16 protein-coding genes, 1 riboswitch and 1 other annotated feature are annotated in these 15,893 nt (G+C 35.8%); of the genes, 10 read left to right on the forward strand and 6 right to left on the reverse strand.

The window, feature by feature from the left end; translation table 11 throughout:
* Positions 1-5: 5 nt before the first annotated feature.
* From VZL98_01770 to VZL98_01785, 4 genes are read left to right on the forward strand one after another with little or no spacing between them, the layout of a single operon-like run.
* Positions 6-596 (forward strand): indolepyruvate oxidoreductase subunit beta, encoded by a 591-nt coding sequence (locus VZL98_01770; protein ID WVH63710.1) that lies wholly within the window; start codon positions 6-8, stop codon positions 594-596.
* Positions 589-993: an ACT domain-containing protein gene (locus VZL98_01775; protein ID WVH63711.1), complete on the forward strand. Its 405-nt coding sequence runs from the start codon at positions 589-591 to the stop codon at positions 991-993. Before VZL98_01770 ends, VZL98_01775 begins: the two co-directional genes overlap by 8 nt.
* Positions 990-2,288 carry a phenylacetate--CoA ligase gene (locus VZL98_01780; protein WVH63712.1) on the forward strand — a complete coding sequence of 433 codons (1,299 nt, stop codon included), beginning with the start codon at positions 990-992 and terminating at the stop codon, positions 2,286-2,288. The genes VZL98_01775 and VZL98_01780 overlap by 4 nt, the downstream gene beginning before the upstream one ends.
* A gap of 13 nt (positions 2,289-2,301) precedes the next feature.
* Complete coding sequence (locus VZL98_01785) at positions 2,302-2,718, forward strand: ACT domain-containing protein (protein ID WVH63713.1); 417 nt, start codon at positions 2,302-2,304, stop codon at positions 2,716-2,718.
* A 254-nt stretch (positions 2,719-2,972) separates the two neighbouring features.
* Here the strand turns inward: VZL98_01785 and VZL98_01790 are convergent, their stop codons facing one another.
* Entirely contained in the window at positions 2,973-3,503 is a 531-nt protein-coding gene (locus tag VZL98_01790) for a hypothetical protein (GenBank protein WVH63714.1), read from the reverse strand.
* Between the two features lie 207 nt (positions 3,504-3,710).
* Here VZL98_01790 and VZL98_01795 point away from each other — a divergent pair, with 207 nt between their 5' ends.
* The 4 genes from VZL98_01795 to VZL98_01810 all read left to right on the forward strand — a co-directional run bounded on the left by VZL98_01795 (position 3,711) and on the right by VZL98_01810 (position 7,184).
* Positions 3,711-3,980 (forward strand): DUF1905 domain-containing protein, encoded by a 270-nt coding sequence (locus VZL98_01795; GenBank protein ID WVH63715.1) that lies wholly within the window; start codon positions 3,711-3,713, stop codon positions 3,978-3,980.
* A gap of 94 nt (positions 3,981-4,074) precedes the next feature.
* Positions 4,075-4,255: riboswitch (cobalamin riboswitch) on the forward strand.
* Positions 4,256-4,318: 63 nt separating this feature from the next.
* Complete coding sequence (locus VZL98_01800; protein ID WVH63716.1) at positions 4,319-5,356, forward strand: ABC transporter substrate-binding protein; 1,038 nt, start codon at positions 4,319-4,321, stop codon at positions 5,354-5,356.
* 47 nt (positions 5,357-5,403) lie between these two features.
* Positions 5,404-6,432, forward strand: a complete 1,029-nt coding sequence (locus VZL98_01805; GenBank protein ID WVH63717.1) for an iron ABC transporter permease — start codon at positions 5,404-5,406, stop codon at positions 6,430-6,432.
* A complete protein-coding gene (locus VZL98_01810) occupies positions 6,432-7,184 on the forward strand; it encodes an ABC transporter ATP-binding protein (protein ID WVH63718.1) in 753 nt (250 codons plus the stop codon). The genes VZL98_01805 and VZL98_01810 overlap by 1 nt, the downstream gene beginning before the upstream one ends.
* Positions 7,185-7,606: 422 nt before the next feature.
* On the opposite strand, the gene VZL98_01815 is transcribed toward VZL98_01810, so the two are convergent.
* From VZL98_01815 to VZL98_01835, 5 genes are all read right to left on the reverse strand, one after another.
* Positions 7,607-8,518 carry a hypothetical protein gene (locus VZL98_01815; protein WVH63719.1) on the reverse strand — a complete coding sequence of 304 codons (912 nt, stop codon included), beginning with the start codon at positions 8,516-8,518 and terminating at the stop codon, positions 7,607-7,609.
* Between the two features lie 64 nt (positions 8,519-8,582).
* Positions 8,583-9,506 (reverse strand): homoserine O-succinyltransferase, encoded by a 924-nt coding sequence (gene metA, locus VZL98_01820; GenBank protein ID WVH63720.1) that lies wholly within the window; start codon positions 9,504-9,506, stop codon positions 8,583-8,585.
* Positions 9,506-10,777 carry an O-acetylhomoserine aminocarboxypropyltransferase/cysteine synthase family protein gene (locus VZL98_01825; protein ID WVH63721.1) on the reverse strand — a complete coding sequence of 424 codons (1,272 nt, stop codon included), beginning with the start codon at positions 10,775-10,777 and terminating at the stop codon, positions 9,506-9,508. The genes metA and VZL98_01825 overlap by 1 nt, the downstream gene beginning before the upstream one ends.
* A 41-nt stretch (positions 10,778-10,818) precedes the next feature.
* Positions 10,819-11,053, reverse strand: a binding site (T-box leader).
* Between the two features lie 67 nt (positions 11,054-11,120).
* Positions 11,121-11,909 carry a putative hydro-lyase gene (locus VZL98_01830; protein WVH63722.1) on the reverse strand — a complete coding sequence of 263 codons (789 nt, stop codon included), beginning with the start codon at positions 11,907-11,909 and terminating at the stop codon, positions 11,121-11,123.
* A gap of 77 nt (positions 11,910-11,986) precedes the next feature.
* Positions 11,987-13,516, reverse strand: a complete 1,530-nt coding sequence (locus VZL98_01835; GenBank protein WVH63723.1) for a toll/interleukin-1 receptor domain-containing protein — start codon at positions 13,514-13,516, stop codon at positions 11,987-11,989.
* Positions 13,517-13,710: 194 nt separating this feature from the next.
* Between VZL98_01835 and VZL98_01840 the strand changes: the two genes are divergently transcribed.
* Both VZL98_01840 and VZL98_01845 read left to right on the forward strand, forming a co-directional pair.
* A complete protein-coding gene (locus VZL98_01840; protein WVH63724.1) occupies positions 13,711-14,355 on the forward strand; it encodes a TetR/AcrR family transcriptional regulator in 645 nt (214 codons plus the stop codon).
* Between the two features lie 207 nt (positions 14,356-14,562).
* Positions 14,563-15,891 carry a glycine/sarcosine/betaine reductase component B subunit gene (locus VZL98_01845; protein WVH63725.1) on the forward strand — a complete coding sequence of 443 codons (1,329 nt, stop codon included), beginning with the start codon at positions 14,563-14,565 and terminating at the stop codon, positions 15,889-15,891.
* The last annotated feature ends 2 nt before the right edge of the window (positions 15,892-15,893 follow it).

A 15,893-nucleotide genomic window follows, 5' to 3' on the forward strand; every position in this document is an offset into this window, starting at 1 on the left:
GCGATATGGAAACTAAAAACATAATGATAGTCGGTGTTGGTGGTCAAGGGACACTTCTTACCAGTAGAATCTTAGGCGGTATCATATTGGAATCGGGTTATGATGTTAAATTATCAGAGGTTCACGGCATGGCTCAAAGAGGTGGGAGTGTAACGACCTTTGTGAGATATGGAGATAAAGTCTTTGAACCTATAGTTGAAGAGGGCTGTGCTGATATTCTAATAGCTTTTGAAAAATTGGAAGCTCTTAGATATGCTCACTTCTTGAAAAAAGAGGGTATACTTATAGTGAACGATCAAAGAATTGATCCAATGCCTGTTGTCATTGGAAAAGAAGAGTATCCCAAAGATATTTTTGAAAGGCTTGAGGACAAGTATGATTTAGTTGTCGTGGATGCATTAAACGAGGCACGAAAACTTGGGAATGTCAGAGTTTTTAATGTAATAGTGCTCGGTATTGTATCCAGGTATTTAGGAATAGAAAAAGAAGTCTGGGAAAAGGTAATAAGAAACACTGTACCGGTTAAGACTGTGGAATTAAACTTAGCTGCATTCGAAATAGGAAGGAATATTTCTAAGGAGAAAAATTATGATTAGACAAATATCTGTATTGGTAGAAAACGAAGTAGGTACTCTTTCAGAGGTAACAGATGTACTGGCAAAAGAAAACATCAATATAAAGGCTTTTTCAGTATTTGATACTCAGTATTTTGGAATACTCAGACTAATCGTAGATAGACCGGATGATGCGGAGAGAACTTTGAAAGAAAATGGTTTCGGGTATAAGGTTGGAAATGTGGTTGCAATTGAACTTGAAAATGTACCCGGTGCACTTAATGGAGTTTTAAAATTGTTGGCAGCTGAAGGATTCTTTGTGAATTATATGTATTCGATGGTTTTAAACGGAGAGGAAGCACCTCTTATGGTAATACATTTAAATGATGAGGAAAAAGCTGAGCAGTTTCTTAAGGAAAAAGGGGTTGTTGTGGTATGATATGGAATGAATCAAAGGAATGTATGAGCAGAGATGAAATGCATCATATGCAGAGTGTAAGGCTTTCTAAACTGGTCAAAAGGATTTATCACAATGTACCTTATTATAGAAAGAAAATGCAGGAAGTCGGAATTGAACCATGGGATATTAAAACTGTAGAAGACATCTCAAAACTGCCCTTTACCACAAAAGAAGATCTTAGGGACAATTATCCTTTCGGATTATTTGCCGTGCCAATGACAGAAGTGGTTAGATTACATGCATCTTCAGGAACTACAGGTAAGGCAACAGTTGTAGGATACTCCAGAAGAGATATTGAAATATGGACAGAATGCGTGACCAGAGTTCTTGCTATGGCAGGGATTGGCAAAGATGATAAAATTCAGGTATCATATGGATATGGGCTGTTCACCGGTGGACTTGGACTTCACTATGGGGCCGAGAATGTAGGAGCTACAGTAGTTCCAATGTCAACATCGGGTACTAAGAAGCAGATAACTATGATGGAAGACTTTAAATGTACTGCGGTGGCATGCACGCCATCTTATCTACTCCATTTGATTGAGGAAATAAAGGAGAAAGGAAATCTTTCAGAAGTTCATCTAAAAGCTGCCATCTGTGGCGGGGAACCATGGACTGACAATATGAGAGAGAATATTGAAAATAACCTAAATAGCAAAGCTTATGATATATATGGTTTAAGTGAAATTATGGGACCGGGAGTTGCTGCCGATTGCAGGTATCACAAAGGCTTGCATATCTATGAAGACCATTTTCTTCCTGAAATAATCAACTCCGATACTCTCGAGCAAGTTCCTGAGGGAGAAGCAGGGGAACTGGTAATTACGACACTGACTAAAGAGGCATTTCCACTAATTAGATACAGGACTAAGGATTTGACTTCGATTAGTTATGATAAATGTGACTGCGGTAGAACACTTGCCAGAATTTCCAGATTCACAGGAAGATCTGACGACATGCTCGTTATAAGAGGAGTCAATGTATTCCCATCTCAAGTCGAAGCGGCACTTCTTGAACTGGGAGAAACTAAACCATATTATATGATAATCGTCGACAGGGTTGACAATATGGACACATTCGAAGTTTGGGTAGAAGTAGATGAGAAGTTCTTTAGTGACGAGATTAGAGAGCTTGAAAAATTAAGACAAAAAATAGCTCATGGACTAAGACAAGCTCTTGGACTGAATGTTAAGGTAAAACTGGTTGAACCGAAGACTATTGAAAGAACATCGGGTAAATCAACGAGAGTTATTGACAAGAGAATACTCGTATAAGGGGGATAATCAAATGATAAAACAACTTACAGTATTCATAGAGAACAGAAAAGGATCGCTGACCAGAGTTACTAAACTGATAAAAGATGCCGGGATAAATATTATAAGCTTCTCATTGGCCGATACCGAAAACTACGGACTTCTTCGAATGATGGTGTCCGAACCGGATAGAGCTTATAAAATACTTAAAGATGCAGAGATGTCGACGAGTCTGACAGATGTCACTGCAGTTGATATCAAAAATGTTCCTGGCGCATTACATGCATTATTATGCTTAATCGAGGATTTTGATATTCAGTATATGTATATGTTTTCCAATAGGGATGATATTGCAGGAGTAATACTTAAAATAACTGATAAGGAAGCTGCTGAAAAAGTAATTGTAGAAAATGGATTTAAGTTGATAGATAGAGAGTTTTTCAGGTTTTAATGAGATTAGAATAGTTTATAAAAAAATTTTAAAACAAGTAAAAAGGGGCTTTTGCAAAATAGCTCCTTTTGTGGTGCAATTAATTTAAAATAAGAATGGAGATAATAGAGTATCATTAATGAAATTAGTTAATCGATAAAAGGTCAATAAGTTAAGGCTGACCCCTTTAAAACAAAATAGGTAGTGTATCAGAAAATAGTTTATTCTGACACACTACCTTGATTAATTCATTCTAGGTTTAAAATGTGTATGGTTTAGTCTTTTTGATCCTTATATCCTTCTCTTATAACGTGGTATTCTCCTGTTTCAGTGTTTAGGTCATAGATATTGAAATTGGTCTTCATATCGATTCCTTCATGATGAGTTGCCAGGTTTATGGATGCCGATCCTTCTTCCGCACTAACTACTCTATGGAATACATGAGTTGGCCAAATGAGAACTGCACCGCCTTCTACAACGACTTCACCATTATGTTCAATATATTCAGGAGTTACAACAAAGTATTCTATCTTCCCATGTTCAACATTATAAAGTTCTACATATCGCTTACCATGAAGTACAAATAGATTGTCATCTTGGTGAGTGTGCATATACCATGGTCTTTCAACATCTCCTACAGGTCCAGGAGAAACTGCACTACTCATATGAAGAACTCTGTCAATAGCATCAACCTTCGGTACCATTGATTTCACCATTACATCAAAAGCAACACCTTTGGTCCTTCTAAACTCTTTCAGCTTTATTATTTGATACAATCCTTTAATTTCAGCTACAATATGATCCATATTTCCCTCCTAATATAATTTTACATAAAGAACGTTTATTTAGAAATGCTCACCATTAAATATATACCCTTAATTCGTGAAATAAAGCAGGATAAAACCCTTTAGGATTACAATAAAAAAACAATCGAACAAGAAAAGTTTACGTGCTTTGTAATAAACTGATATATCTGTTAAAATAAAAAGCAATGATAAGTGACGGGTGAAAAAATGAAAGACAAAATATATGAATTCGAGGCAGAAATAATAAAGGTTCAAGATATGGATGCGGCATATATAGTTTTTCCATATGATATAAGAGAAGAATTTGGCAAAGGAAGAGTAAAGGTACACGCTACTTTTGATGGGGAGCCTTATGACGGATCGGTAGTTAATATGGGTACGGGAAACTATATTATTGGGATTAGAAAAGATATAAGAAAAAAGATAGGAAAACAAGCCGGAGACATGATTCGTGTGACTATAAGAGAAAGAGTATAATCAAACTCTGAAAAATGAGCTTTAAACAAGAGATAACGATTCTATTAACAATGATATACTTGACCGTATAAGTTTATAGTTATATAATAAAAATAACCGAATAAAAATTGTACTTGCTATTAGCCGGCAATTGCCGAGGGAACCGGATGAGATTTCCGGACTATCCCAGTAACCGTGAAGTGGACGAAAGAGCGAATACCACTGTAGAAATGCAGGAAGGTGCTCCGGTAGAATGAAGCCAAGTCGGGAGACCTGAGTATAATTAACACCTCTGGGATTGGGTAGCAGTTTTTTGATGCTCACTTTCCATGGAGAGCATTTTTTTAATGGAGGGAAGTATGAAAAGTATATTTAATTGGAAGCGGTTTGTAGCTGTGTTCATGGCAATCATGTTATTGGCTGCATGTAAACCAGTAACCAAGGAAGAAAATGTAGAACCTAAAAAGGTAGAGACTTCTGAACAGGAAAGTAGTGAAAGTAAAGAAGAAAAGAAAGAAGATAAGAAAGAGGAAAAGAAGGAAGAGGATAAAGAAGAAAAGGGTGCTGAATCCGGTAAAATTGAGTTCACAGATATGGCCGGCAATCAGGTCAGTTTAGATGCTCCTATCAAAAAAATTGTAGTTTTGACACCTTCTGATTGTGAAATTCTATATGCAATCGGTGCAGGAGACAACGTCATTGGAAGAGGTACTTACTGTGATTATCCTGAAGAAGTTAAATCAGTAAAAGAGTTGACTTCCGGGAAAGACACAAATATTGAGGAAATAATCGCTTTAGAACCCGATGCTGTTGTGATGTCTATGATGAGTCAAACTGAAGATCATGTAAAAGCGCTCGAAAAAGCCGGAATTAAAGTGATAGTATCCGATGCAACCAGTATTGAACAGGTTTATCAGGCGATTCAAATGATAGGAAAAGCTACTGGAAAAGAAGGTGCTGCTGAAAACCTGATTAAAGAGATGCAATCCACCTTTGAAGAGTACAAGAAAAAAGCCGAAGGAAAAGAGGGAGGAAACATCTATTACGAGGTTTCACCACTTGAGTACGGTCTGTGGACTGCCGGTAATTCTACATTTATGGATGAGATAGGTAATATCATAGGTGTTAAAAATGTTTTTGCAGATGTTAAAGGATGGTCTGAAATTTCGGAAGAGCAGATTATCGAAAGGAATCCTGATCATATAGTTACGATTACCATGTATTTTGGGGAAGGTCCAAAACCGGATGAGGAAATACTTGGAAGAAATGGTTGGGGAGATATCACTGCAATAAAAAATAAATCTGTTTTTATGGCAAATGCTGATGAATTCTCAAGACCTGGACCTAGACTTAAAGAAGCTGTAAAAGTTCTTTATGATTTTATTTACAATGAATAATTAAAGGCGAGATTTAGGTCTCGCTTTTTTAATAGTGAGAATGAAAAATGGGAAATGAATTAATTAAAAACGGTAAAATTAAATATTTAATACTGTCATTACTTCTCTTTGCAACCATAGTATTTTGCATCTGTCTTGGTTCTGTAAATATACCATTAGCAGATGTATTTAATGCTTTTGTTAACAGATTAAAGGGACTTGAACCAAAGGGACCTTATGAGAGTATTATTATACATGTCAGAACGCCAAGAGTACTTTCAGTCGCACTTGTAGGCATGGCCTTGTCGCTTAGTGGCGCAGTAATGCAGGGCTTACTTAAAAACCCGCTAGCTGATGGATCGACGCTTGGTGTATCTACAGGAGCTTCCCTAGGGGCTGTGCTTGCGATTGTCCTTGGTATTAGATTTACTGCATTGCCTTTTGCAGGGACTATGATTATGGCGATAATCTTTGCCTTTTTATCGCTTATTTTCGTCTTATCTTTATCCTATAAACTGGATTATTCTCTATCTACAAATACTATAATCCTCATGGGAATAATTTTTTCGATGTTTGTAAACAGTTTAATCAGTTTATTACTGGTATTTTCGGGAGACAATATTAAATCTATCATATTCTGGAGCATGGGATCTCTACAGGGCTCTACTTATGAAAATGTAATTGTTCTACTCATAGCTGTAATTATATTTTCGATTATAATCATCTCCAAAAGCGACGAATTGAACGCTTTTGCTCTGGGTGAAGAGATAGCAAGCAATCTAGGCGTAGACACTAAAAAGATAAAATTGATACTTTTAATTACCTCATCTGCACTAATCGGTATTACTGTTTCGGTAGGAGGTACTATTGGATTTGTTGGACTTGTTATTCCACATATAACCAGACTTATTACAGGACCAAACCATATGAAGCTCTTACCATCATCTATGTTTATAGGATCGAGTTTTCTCATGGTAGCGGATTTGGTAGCCAGGACAATGTTTAAACCCTTGGAACTACCGATTGGTGTCGTTACATCCCTGATAGGATCGGTATTATTTGTGTATATATTTTCAAAGAATAGGATGGTGAGATAATGCTTAAAATATCAAACCTTTCTGTTGAGTATGGAACATTTAAAGCACTGGAAAATGTGAGTTTTGAAGTATCCGAAGGTCAATGGATTATGGTAATAGGGCCAAATGGAGCAGGGAAGAGTACAGTAGTAAAAGCAATATCGCAGTCCGTCAATTATACAGGTTCAATTATTTATCATAATAGAGATTTGAGCAAGATGAAATCGAAAGAAAGAGGAAAGTCTATAGCTGTCCTTTCTCAAAACTATTCAACCGGCTACGGGTTTACAGTTGAAGAAGTGGTTAGGCTTGGCAGATATTCCCATTCAAGTGGTTTTCTATCAAGACATAATGAAAAGGACTTTGAAATCGTAGATCAAATGCTTGAGTTAACCGGACTTTCAAAATTAAAAAACAAGAATATTTTAAAATTGTCAGGTGGTGAACTGCAAAGGACATTTCTAGCCCAAGTGCTCGTACAGGAGCCTAAGCTACTAATACTTGATGAACCTACAAATCATCTGGACTTAGTCTACCAAAAAGAAGTTTTTGAACTAATAAAAGAATGGATTAAAGTCAAAGGTAGAGCAGTGATTTCCGTTACTCATGATCTCAGTTTAGCAAAGACATTTGGCACTCATGCAGTACTGTTAAATGCAGGCTCATTGATTGAATGCGGCGAAACAAATGCTGTCATGTCACCGGAAAACTTAAACAGCGCCTATAAAATGAACGTCTCTGCATGGATGAAACAATTATGTGAAAATTGGTAAGAATTTAAATGTTGTATCAGAATTTCCTATATTCAGGTACAACATTTTTTTATGTAAACAGACATAAGCCTAAAATCATAGAATTATACATATTTTGATTTTATAAAAACCGAACATTTCAACGTTAGAATGGGGTCAGGCTTCCGATTCTACTATTTTATGGATAATTATAATAACAAAATCGTTATTAAAACTTGTTAAACAATACAATCAAGAGGATAAGCTCGCTGAGATATATACGCTATATAGTATATATATGCATAAAATAGAAAAATAGAAGCCTGACCCGCTTAATTTTTGGGGATAGATGGTTTAAATTAGAGGTTTAGTGTTTTTTGACATGATTTTATTGTACATAAAAAGGACCTGTCATTTTGGAAGGTCCTTTTGAGTTTTAGGAGCTGTTTTGCAGCTGCTTTTTATTATTTGACTATTTTTTCTATGAAGAGCATATTGTTAACTGTTATTATGCCTGCCCAGTCTCTTACGACATTCTCTGGCATTTCCATATCTTGCCAGTCCCAATTGATTTGCCAAAATCCGTAATCTGTAACGCTTTCTTCGATATAATCAGTATAAAAGCCGCAGATATCTTCATTTCCTATATACATAGGATCATTTTTTCCTGAGATATACATGGAAGGAGGTGTGTAATAGTTACTCTCCGTATAGTCTCCGGTATCTCTACTTATTGATTTATCGACCCTTTCTTTTATGAAAGCTTCAAAGTTATTTGGTAATAGATTTGTTTTATTGACCGCTTTTAAGTCTCGATATAAGTTTAGGACATTTACCAGTTCGTGTACCTCTATTTCGTAGTTATCATCGGTAATTATCGGAATCATTGTATTTAAGACTTTTAGTCCATATTCATAAACTTCAGATTTTTCGTCTGCAAATCTCAGTATAAATCCGACAAATTCGGCAGTAGGATTATAACCAAAGGTATTTTGTCCACTGTAAAAATACCATGGTGAATGAGGGTACTCGTTATTACTTGGTACCATTGCATCCCAAATTAGATTATCCCTATCAAGGCTATTTAGTAAATAGTCTAAAATTTTTTCTATCATATTTAAACTAAGCTCCGGAAAGTTTAGTTCTCTTAGAACTTGAATAGCCATCCAGGTAGACATAGGGTTTGAGTTTGGATTTTGCACATCAGGCTCCAGCCCATGTCCAAATCCACCGTCCATATTTTGATAAGTGGCAAGAGCTTTTAAAATCTCTGCCTCTTTTCCGTCTTCAAAGTGGTAATTCCATCTTGCTACATCCAGATATCTTCCGTTCCTAAATAAATACTCTCTGATATTTCTTAGTTTTTTACCAGCCATTTTTTTGATTCCTTTCATGTAGTAAAATAAGCTGAGATCTATTGGTTTTATGTTCTTTCCAATTTTAATCTCTTCTCCTTATACTAAGTATATCATATGGAGTCTCTTGATAAACATAATAATTTAACCAATTAGAAAAGAAAAGATTGCCATGTGCTCTCCAGTTGGCTTCAATTCCCTTATCCATGTCATCATCTACATAGTAATTTATGGGCATCTTGATATCCAATCCCTTGTCTAAATCTCGTACGTATTCTTTGTGAAGGGTATCATGGTCGTATTCCCAATGACCGGTTACAAATATTAAACGATTATCCTTGGTTGCAGCTATATTTACTCCTGTATGAGGATTGTCTGCTAGTATTTCAAGGTCTTCTATTTCCATCAGTTCCGAGGATAAATTATAAGTATGTCTTGACTGCGGCATATCAAATACATCGTCAAAGCCCCTGACAAGTGGTGAATTCCCCATAGGGGTATACTTATAGATTCCGAATATCTTTTCATTTGAATTGTATTTATCTACACCATAATAGTGGTAAAACGCCGCTTGAGCAGCCCAACAAATAAACATCGTAGAAAATACATTATCCTCGATATAATCAAAGATATTTTTTAATTCATTCCAGTATACTACTTCATCGTATTCCAAGTTCTCAACTGGTGCTCCCGTAATAATGAAAGCATCGTATTTATTGTTTTTTATTTGAGAAAAGGTCTTGTAAAATCTTTCCAAATGCACACTATCAGTGTTATTGGACTTATAGCTCTCGGTGTGAATCAAATCGACTTCTATTTGCAAAGGTGTATTCGAGAGTCTTCTCAATAATTGTATTTCAGTTGCTTCCTTAGTAGGCATTAAGTTTAAAATACCTACTTTAAGTGGTCTGATATCTTGAGTATGTGCCCTTTGTTCATTCATAGTAAATATTCTTTCACTTTTCAAAACTTCTTCTGCAGGTAGTCCTTTCGGTATAATGACCGGCATTAAATCGCCTCCAATGCTTTTTCAATATCCTCTAGTATATCTTCTATATTCTCCAAGCCGACTGAAAGCCTAATGAGATTAGGTGTAATGCCGGCTTTAATCTGATCTTCTTCAGATAATTGGCGATGAGTCATGCTCCCCGGGTGAAGAGCACAGGTTCTAATGTCGCCAACATGTACTATCAATGCTGTTAATTTAAGATTATCAATAAATTTTTTGCCTTCTTCAATACCGCCCTTGACTCCAAAGCTTATTACTCCACTGCCTGCTTTTAAATACTTAACGGCATTTTCATAAGAGGGAGAAGATTTTAAGAATGGATATTTAACCCATTCGACCTTGGGATGTGATTCTAAAAACTCTGCAACTGCAAGAGCATTTTCTGAATGTCTATCCATTCTAACCGGAAGCGTTTCTGTTCCGAGATTCATCAAAAAGGCGTTGAAAGGCGATAAACAGGTTCCCAAATCTCTCATAAACACTGCACGTGCTTTGACGATATAGGCAGCTTCGCCGAAAGTTTCAGTGTAACTTAGACCATGATAATTAGGATCCTTTTCAGTTAAGTGAGGAAACTTTCCATTAGTCCAATCAAAATTTCCACTATCAACTACAACTCCACCAACCGAGGTTGCATGCCCATCGATATACTTGGTCGATGAATGGATAACAATGTCCGCTCCATGTTCAATTGGTCTTAGAAGATAGGGAGTAGCAAGTGTATTGTCTACAATGAGAGGTAGACCGTTTTTATGTGCCAAGTTTACAAACCTCTCCAGATCCAATACATCTACACCCGGATTTGACAGTGATTCGGTAAAAATCAGTTTTGTTTCCGGTTTGATAAGGGATTCAATTTCTTCATCACTCGCATCTTTGGAAAAGAAAGATGCTGAAATTCCGAATTTTGCGAGAGTTGAAGAAAACAGTGTAAAACTTCCGCCATATATATTATTTGGGGCAATAAAATGTTCTCCATTATTACATATGGTTAAGATTGCAATCAAAGAAGCAGATTGGCCGGATGAAGTTGCAAGAGCTCCAACTCCTCCTTCTAAATCTGATATCTTTTCTTCAAATGCAGCAACCGTAGGATTTGAAATCCTGGAATACATATGGCCTTCTTTAGCTAAATCAAAAAGTGCAGCTACTTCATCTGCAGATTCATATCTAAAAGTAGTGGACTGAAAAATCGGCAATATCCTAGGTTCTCCATTCTTAGGATCGTATCCCGATTGTAGACATTTTGTGTTAAAACCGTATTTACTCATTTATTCCTCCTATTTATCGTATAATAAAAGCTCTCACCCTAAACAAGGGCGAGAGCTTAGCTTCGCGTTACCACCTTTTTTACATCATATCTCACGATACGATGCCTCTTCGAGTACCATCATACTCAAGCGCTATAACATGCACACATGTTTCAACCTAAATATCGATTGAAAAGCTCCGGGACCATATTCTGTAACTTTTCCACCTGTTCCTCTCACCAAACGGAACTCTCTGTAAGGTTTATCAGCACATACTCTTCCCATCAAAGCAACAATATTGCTATAATTATATAGTGCATTAAAGTAAATGTCAAGACATAATAAAAATCTATTTTAACAAATTCTATAATACAGCTAAATCCTCATCCATCGGGTCACAAATAAACATATACCCCGGTGAATGCGTAATCATAAGATCAGGTTTACTGGTCATCGCTATGGACTGAGGCGTAACTCCACAAGCCCAGAAGACCGGAACTTCTCCCTCTTTTATTACTGAAGCATCTCCAAAATCGGGTTTATCGATATCTTTAATCCCTATTATACTTGGGTCTCCGATATGCACAGGAGCTCCATGAACTTGAGGGAATCTTGACGTCGCTTGAACTGCTCTTACGATTTGTTGATGAGGTATCGGTCTCATACTGACTACCATCTTACCATGAAACTTGCCAGCCGGTTCAGTTTCTATATTTGTAATATACATGGGCACATTGTGATTATCTTCTATATGTCTGACAGGGATTGAAGCGTTTAGCATAGCTGATTCAAAAGAGAAGCTACAACCTAGTAAAAAAGCCACTAAATCATCTGTCCAGTATTTTTCGATATCGGTTACTTCATCAACCAGTTCACCATGCTTATACACTCTGTACTTTGGAATATCAAATCTCAAATCAGCACCTTTTGCCATCAGCTTAGGTTCAGGATCTCCAACATCCGTTACATCTAAAATCGGGCAAGGCTTAGGGTTGCGCTGAGCAAAAAGTAAGAAATCAAAAGCCAAATCCTTATGAACAATTACAAGATTTGCTTGAATATGCCCTTTACACATTCCCGATGTAGGCTGTACTAATTCACCTTTCCTAATCAAACTTCTAACTTCATTTGGTTTCATATTAGCTAAATCCATAATATCCTCCTTAAGATTAAGTTATTGCTATATTGGTTTAATTATATAGTGTAAGAAAGTTAATGGTCAAGAGGGATTTAATCTAGATTTAGTACAAAATAATCCCTAATTGAGTGATACTTTGGCAATGTTGCTTCAATTTGGTAACCACTTTTTATAAAATTTCTAGCACTATAATGATTTTTTGGTGAAACTGTCGAGATAACACGTTTTTTGTCATAACGGACAGCATAGTATTCTGCTAAGCTAATAGCGAATCTATGTATACCATAACCAACATAATTCTCATCGACTAGTGCTGCATCTAATAATACTGATTTTTCATCTTCGGAATCAGGGTACATATCTTTATATAGATCTTGTTCCGGTGTTGGATTTGGTACGACAAGTAGAGCTGCTACAATTTTGTTTTCATCAAAGAATCCTACAAAAATATCGTTATTAATCCCATAGATAGTTTCTTCTATAGTCATTGGTTCGTAAATATTATCGATATCGTTATTTGGAATCTTATCAACCACTTTTGCTTGCAAGTTCATGACCTTTGTTAAATCATCTTGATTAAGCTTTCGTAAGTTTAGTTCAATCTTTTCGAATTTATTATTAATGAATGTAATATTAACAGAGCTGTTTTTATCGTTAGCAAAGCAATATGCGCGATATCTTCTATGAAAATCATAGTCATACATATATATTGCATCACCAATATATATTTCTTGTTTTTCTTCGTGCAGCCTTTTTCTTATAGTTTCTAACCAAATATCATACAAGTCTATTATGAATGGATACATAAAACCATATGGGAGTAGTTCGATTCTTTGAATTTCGGGATTGTTACACAATGCAAAAAACCTAAATCTAAACATTTCGTCGATAAGAGATAAATCTATTGTTTCGGTAATTACCATTAGATAGATTGTCTCAAAGAAGGATAAGTATGCTGAAAAATCTGCAACAGAGTCACCATCATATGGTGGAGTTTCTCTAATTCCAATGTTTCTATAGGTTGTATCTAAATATCTATACACTCTTTGAGCAGGTGCTGAGGTTTGAAATTCATTATTGACTTCTAATAACAATCGCATATAATTCTGCTTGTTTTCTATTGGTAACTCTTTGAACCAGGCTAATGTATCTTGTTTATTGCTTCTATCTACAAATCTATCTTTTAACTTTGAAGATGAAACTAGAAACATACCGGAAGTTAATTTCTCAAACATGGCATCATAATACTCCATCCTACCGCGCAAACAGTTTACGTTGGGTAACTGTGCAATTGCATCGGGTAAGTATGTCGGGAAGCCATCAAAACCTGTAAGGACTATACCTGTAATTCTTTTGTTCTTTTCAAAAGCATATGCAATTTCTTTAAACATGACATCTTCTGGATTATAAATTCTTTCTGAAAGTGCATCCTTAGAAAGAAGAACTATGAAATCATTACAACTATCAATAGCATCCATGATATTTTTACGAAAGTCACCCGAACCTAATGTTTCCATATCGTAAAAAGTAGAAAAACCTGCAGCAGTTAAATCACGATATAGCATATGCGCTATAGCTTCTGCTCCTTGTCTCCTATAGCTTATGAAAATATCAAACTTCATACAATCACCTCCAAATTTAACCACAAATATTATGCAAACGTTTACTATATTGATTATATGGGATAGTCATGCATCTGTCAATTTTGATGCCGGCTCATAAATCAGTTTTTATTTGTTTATATGGGATAAAATTATGCTATAATTTATATGAATTGGTAAATGTCAAGGAATGAGGAATTCTCAGGAGGAGTATGATGGAAAAATCTAATAAAAATAGACGTGTTCAGAGAAATAGAATATATAGATACTTTATTGATGCTGCCGTCGATATCTTAAATGAAGATGGCTTGGATGCAATAACGATTAGGGCAGTTAGTGAGAGGGCAGGATATAATAGCGCAACTCTCTATAATTATTTTACAAATCTGGATCATTTAAAATTCTTTGCAGCTATCTCGGTTTTAGATAAATATGTAGAGAAATTAAATGGTGTAACCAATGATGACGATTCAAGTAGAGAAAAGTATATAAAGATATGGATGGCTTTTGCAGAAAACTCATTTGAGTATCCGGAGCATTACTATATAATTTTCTTTTCCGAGATGAAAAAGGATATGGATGAGTACTTAAACGATTACTATGATATCTTTATCGGAGAGGATACTAAAGTTGAGGACACCATACAGAGAATGTTAAAAGAAACAAGTCTTTCCAATAGGTCGATGGTACTTATGAATGAATGCATTAAGGATGGATTATTCAGTGAAGAAAAAGGAAAGATCATTGATGAGATAGTAATTTTAGTCTATCAAAGCATACTAATTCAAGTGAAAACCGGAGTTTTAGATCCGGAAGATGCATTGAATTCGTTTTCCAAGTATTTAAACAACCTACTATAATAAAGTATAAATAATAACTATATACCCAGATGCGATAAAGGTGTCTGGGTATTTTTTTATATGTTTTTCAGTGTAAAATGCATTAAATAGTTGATTTAATTTTTTGTTGAGTATATAATATGATTAAAAAGTAATCATGATTAGTTTATAAACGAAACTAATTGTATCTTATAATTTGCTGAAAACGATATTATTAGGAGGTAAGAAATGAAGCGACTTGAAATTGGCAATTTCCATGTAAAAGACGTAGTATTTGGAGAAGTTACTAAATTTGAAAATGGAATATTGACAATAAACAAAGAAGAGGCAGAGGCATTTATTAAAGAGGATGCACATATTACCAAGCTTGAACTTAAAATTGCTAGACCGGGAGAGAGAATCAGAATAGTGCCGGTTAAAGAGGCGGTTGAACCTAGAGTAAGACTAGACGGAAGAGCTGTATTCCCGGGAGTAACAGGAGAGCTTGCACCTACAGGTGAAGGTAGAGTACATGCATTAAAAGGTGTGTCTGTGCTTGGTGTAGGAATGCATATGGGTAGCTTTGGAGATGGTCTAATCGATATGTTCGGAGAAGGACAAAAATATACCATCTTTGGAGAACTAATAAATATTTGTATTATTGCAGACACTGACGAAGATTTTGAAAGATTTGAACAACAGAAAAAGAATAAAGCTATCAGATGGGCTACACACAAGTTCGCTGAGTACCTCGGGAAAACAGTTCTAGAACAAGAACCTGAAGAGGTTGAAACCTTTGATTTTGAAGCTGTAACAAAAAGAAGTGCTGAGTTAAACGAACTTCCAGGAGTGGTATTGGTTATGCAGCCGCAATCACAGATGGAAGAGATGGGTTATAATGATTTACTTTATGGTTGGGATTTAAATCACTTTGTTCCTACTTTTATGAATCCTAATGAAGTGCTTGACGGAGCAATAATCTCCGGTTCATTTATGCCTTCTTCATCAAAATGGGCAACATATGATATGCAAAACTTCCCTACAATAAAAGAGTTATACAATGCTCATGGTAAGACTATTAATTTCTTAGGAGTTATTATGTCAAACCTAAATGTATCATTGGAGCAAAAAGAAAGATCTGCTATTTTTGTAGCTAATATCGCAAAAGCACTTGGTGCAGATGGTGCGATAGTTACAGAAGAGGGCTATGGAAATCCGGATACGGATTATATAAGATGTATAGTGGCGTTGGAAGATGTTGGAGTTAAGGTAGTAGGAATTTCCAATGAGTGTACAGGTAGAGACGGTGCATCTCAGCCGCTAGTTGTACTTGATGAAAAAGCAAATGCACTTGTGTCTACAGGAAATGTTTCTCAAATGATAGAGCTTGAACCGGCTGATGAAGTATACGGTGAATTAATGGCTCTTGCCAGGGACGGACTGTCAGGTGGTTGGGCAGATGATGAGATACTAGGATCTTCAGTCAGAGAAGACGGATCAGTAATAATGGAAAATAATGCTATGTTCTGTGGAGATGCCATAGCCGGATGGTCTGTTAAGACTATGAAAGAATTTTAGAG

Source organism: Peptoniphilaceae bacterium AMB_02, from assembly GCA_036321625.1.
Classification (GTDB): Bacteria; Bacillota; Clostridia; order Tissierellales; family Peptoniphilaceae; genus Microaceticoccus; species Microaceticoccus formicicus.

Bases quoted from the DNA above. Each gene is read 5' to 3' on its own strand.
- VZL98_01770 (WVH63710.1), top strand. From the start codon at position 6: ATGGAAACTAAAAACATAATGATAGTCGGTGTTGGTGGTCAAGGGACA.
- VZL98_01775 (WVH63711.1), top strand. From the start codon at position 589: ATGATTAGACAAATATCTGTATTGGTAGAAAACGAAGTAGGTACTCTT.
- VZL98_01780 (WVH63712.1), top strand. From the start codon at position 990: ATGATATGGAATGAATCAAAGGAATGTATGAGCAGAGATGAAATGCAT.
- VZL98_01785 (WVH63713.1), top strand. From the start codon at position 2,302: ATGATAAAACAACTTACAGTATTCATAGAGAACAGAAAAGGATCGCTG.
- VZL98_01790 (WVH63714.1), bottom strand. From the start codon at position 3,503: ATGGATCATATTGTAGCTGAAATTAAAGGATTGTATCAAATAATAAAG.
- VZL98_01795 (WVH63715.1), top strand. From the start codon at position 3,711: ATGAAAGACAAAATATATGAATTCGAGGCAGAAATAATAAAGGTTCAA.
- VZL98_01800 (WVH63716.1), top strand. From the start codon at position 4,319: ATGAAAAGTATATTTAATTGGAAGCGGTTTGTAGCTGTGTTCATGGCA.
- VZL98_01805 (WVH63717.1), top strand. From the start codon at position 5,404: ATGGGAAATGAATTAATTAAAAACGGTAAAATTAAATATTTAATACTG.
- VZL98_01810 (WVH63718.1), top strand. From the start codon at position 6,432: ATGCTTAAAATATCAAACCTTTCTGTTGAGTATGGAACATTTAAAGCA.
- VZL98_01815 (WVH63719.1), bottom strand. From the start codon at position 8,518: ATGGCTGGTAAAAAACTAAGAAATATCAGAGAGTATTTATTTAGGAAC.
- metA (WVH63720.1), bottom strand. From the start codon at position 9,506: ATGCCGGTCATTATACCGAAAGGACTACCTGCAGAAGAAGTTTTGAAA.
- VZL98_01825 (WVH63721.1), bottom strand. From the start codon at position 10,777: ATGAGTAAATACGGTTTTAACACAAAATGTCTACAATCGGGATACGAT.
- VZL98_01830 (WVH63722.1), bottom strand. From the start codon at position 11,909: ATGGATTTAGCTAATATGAAACCAAATGAAGTTAGAAGTTTGATTAGG.
- VZL98_01835 (WVH63723.1), bottom strand. From the start codon at position 13,516: ATGAAGTTTGATATTTTCATAAGCTATAGGAGACAAGGAGCAGAAGCT.
- VZL98_01840 (WVH63724.1), top strand. From the start codon at position 13,711: ATGGAAAAATCTAATAAAAATAGACGTGTTCAGAGAAATAGAATATAT.
- VZL98_01845 (WVH63725.1), top strand. From the start codon at position 14,563: ATGAAGCGACTTGAAATTGGCAATTTCCATGTAAAAGACGTAGTATTT.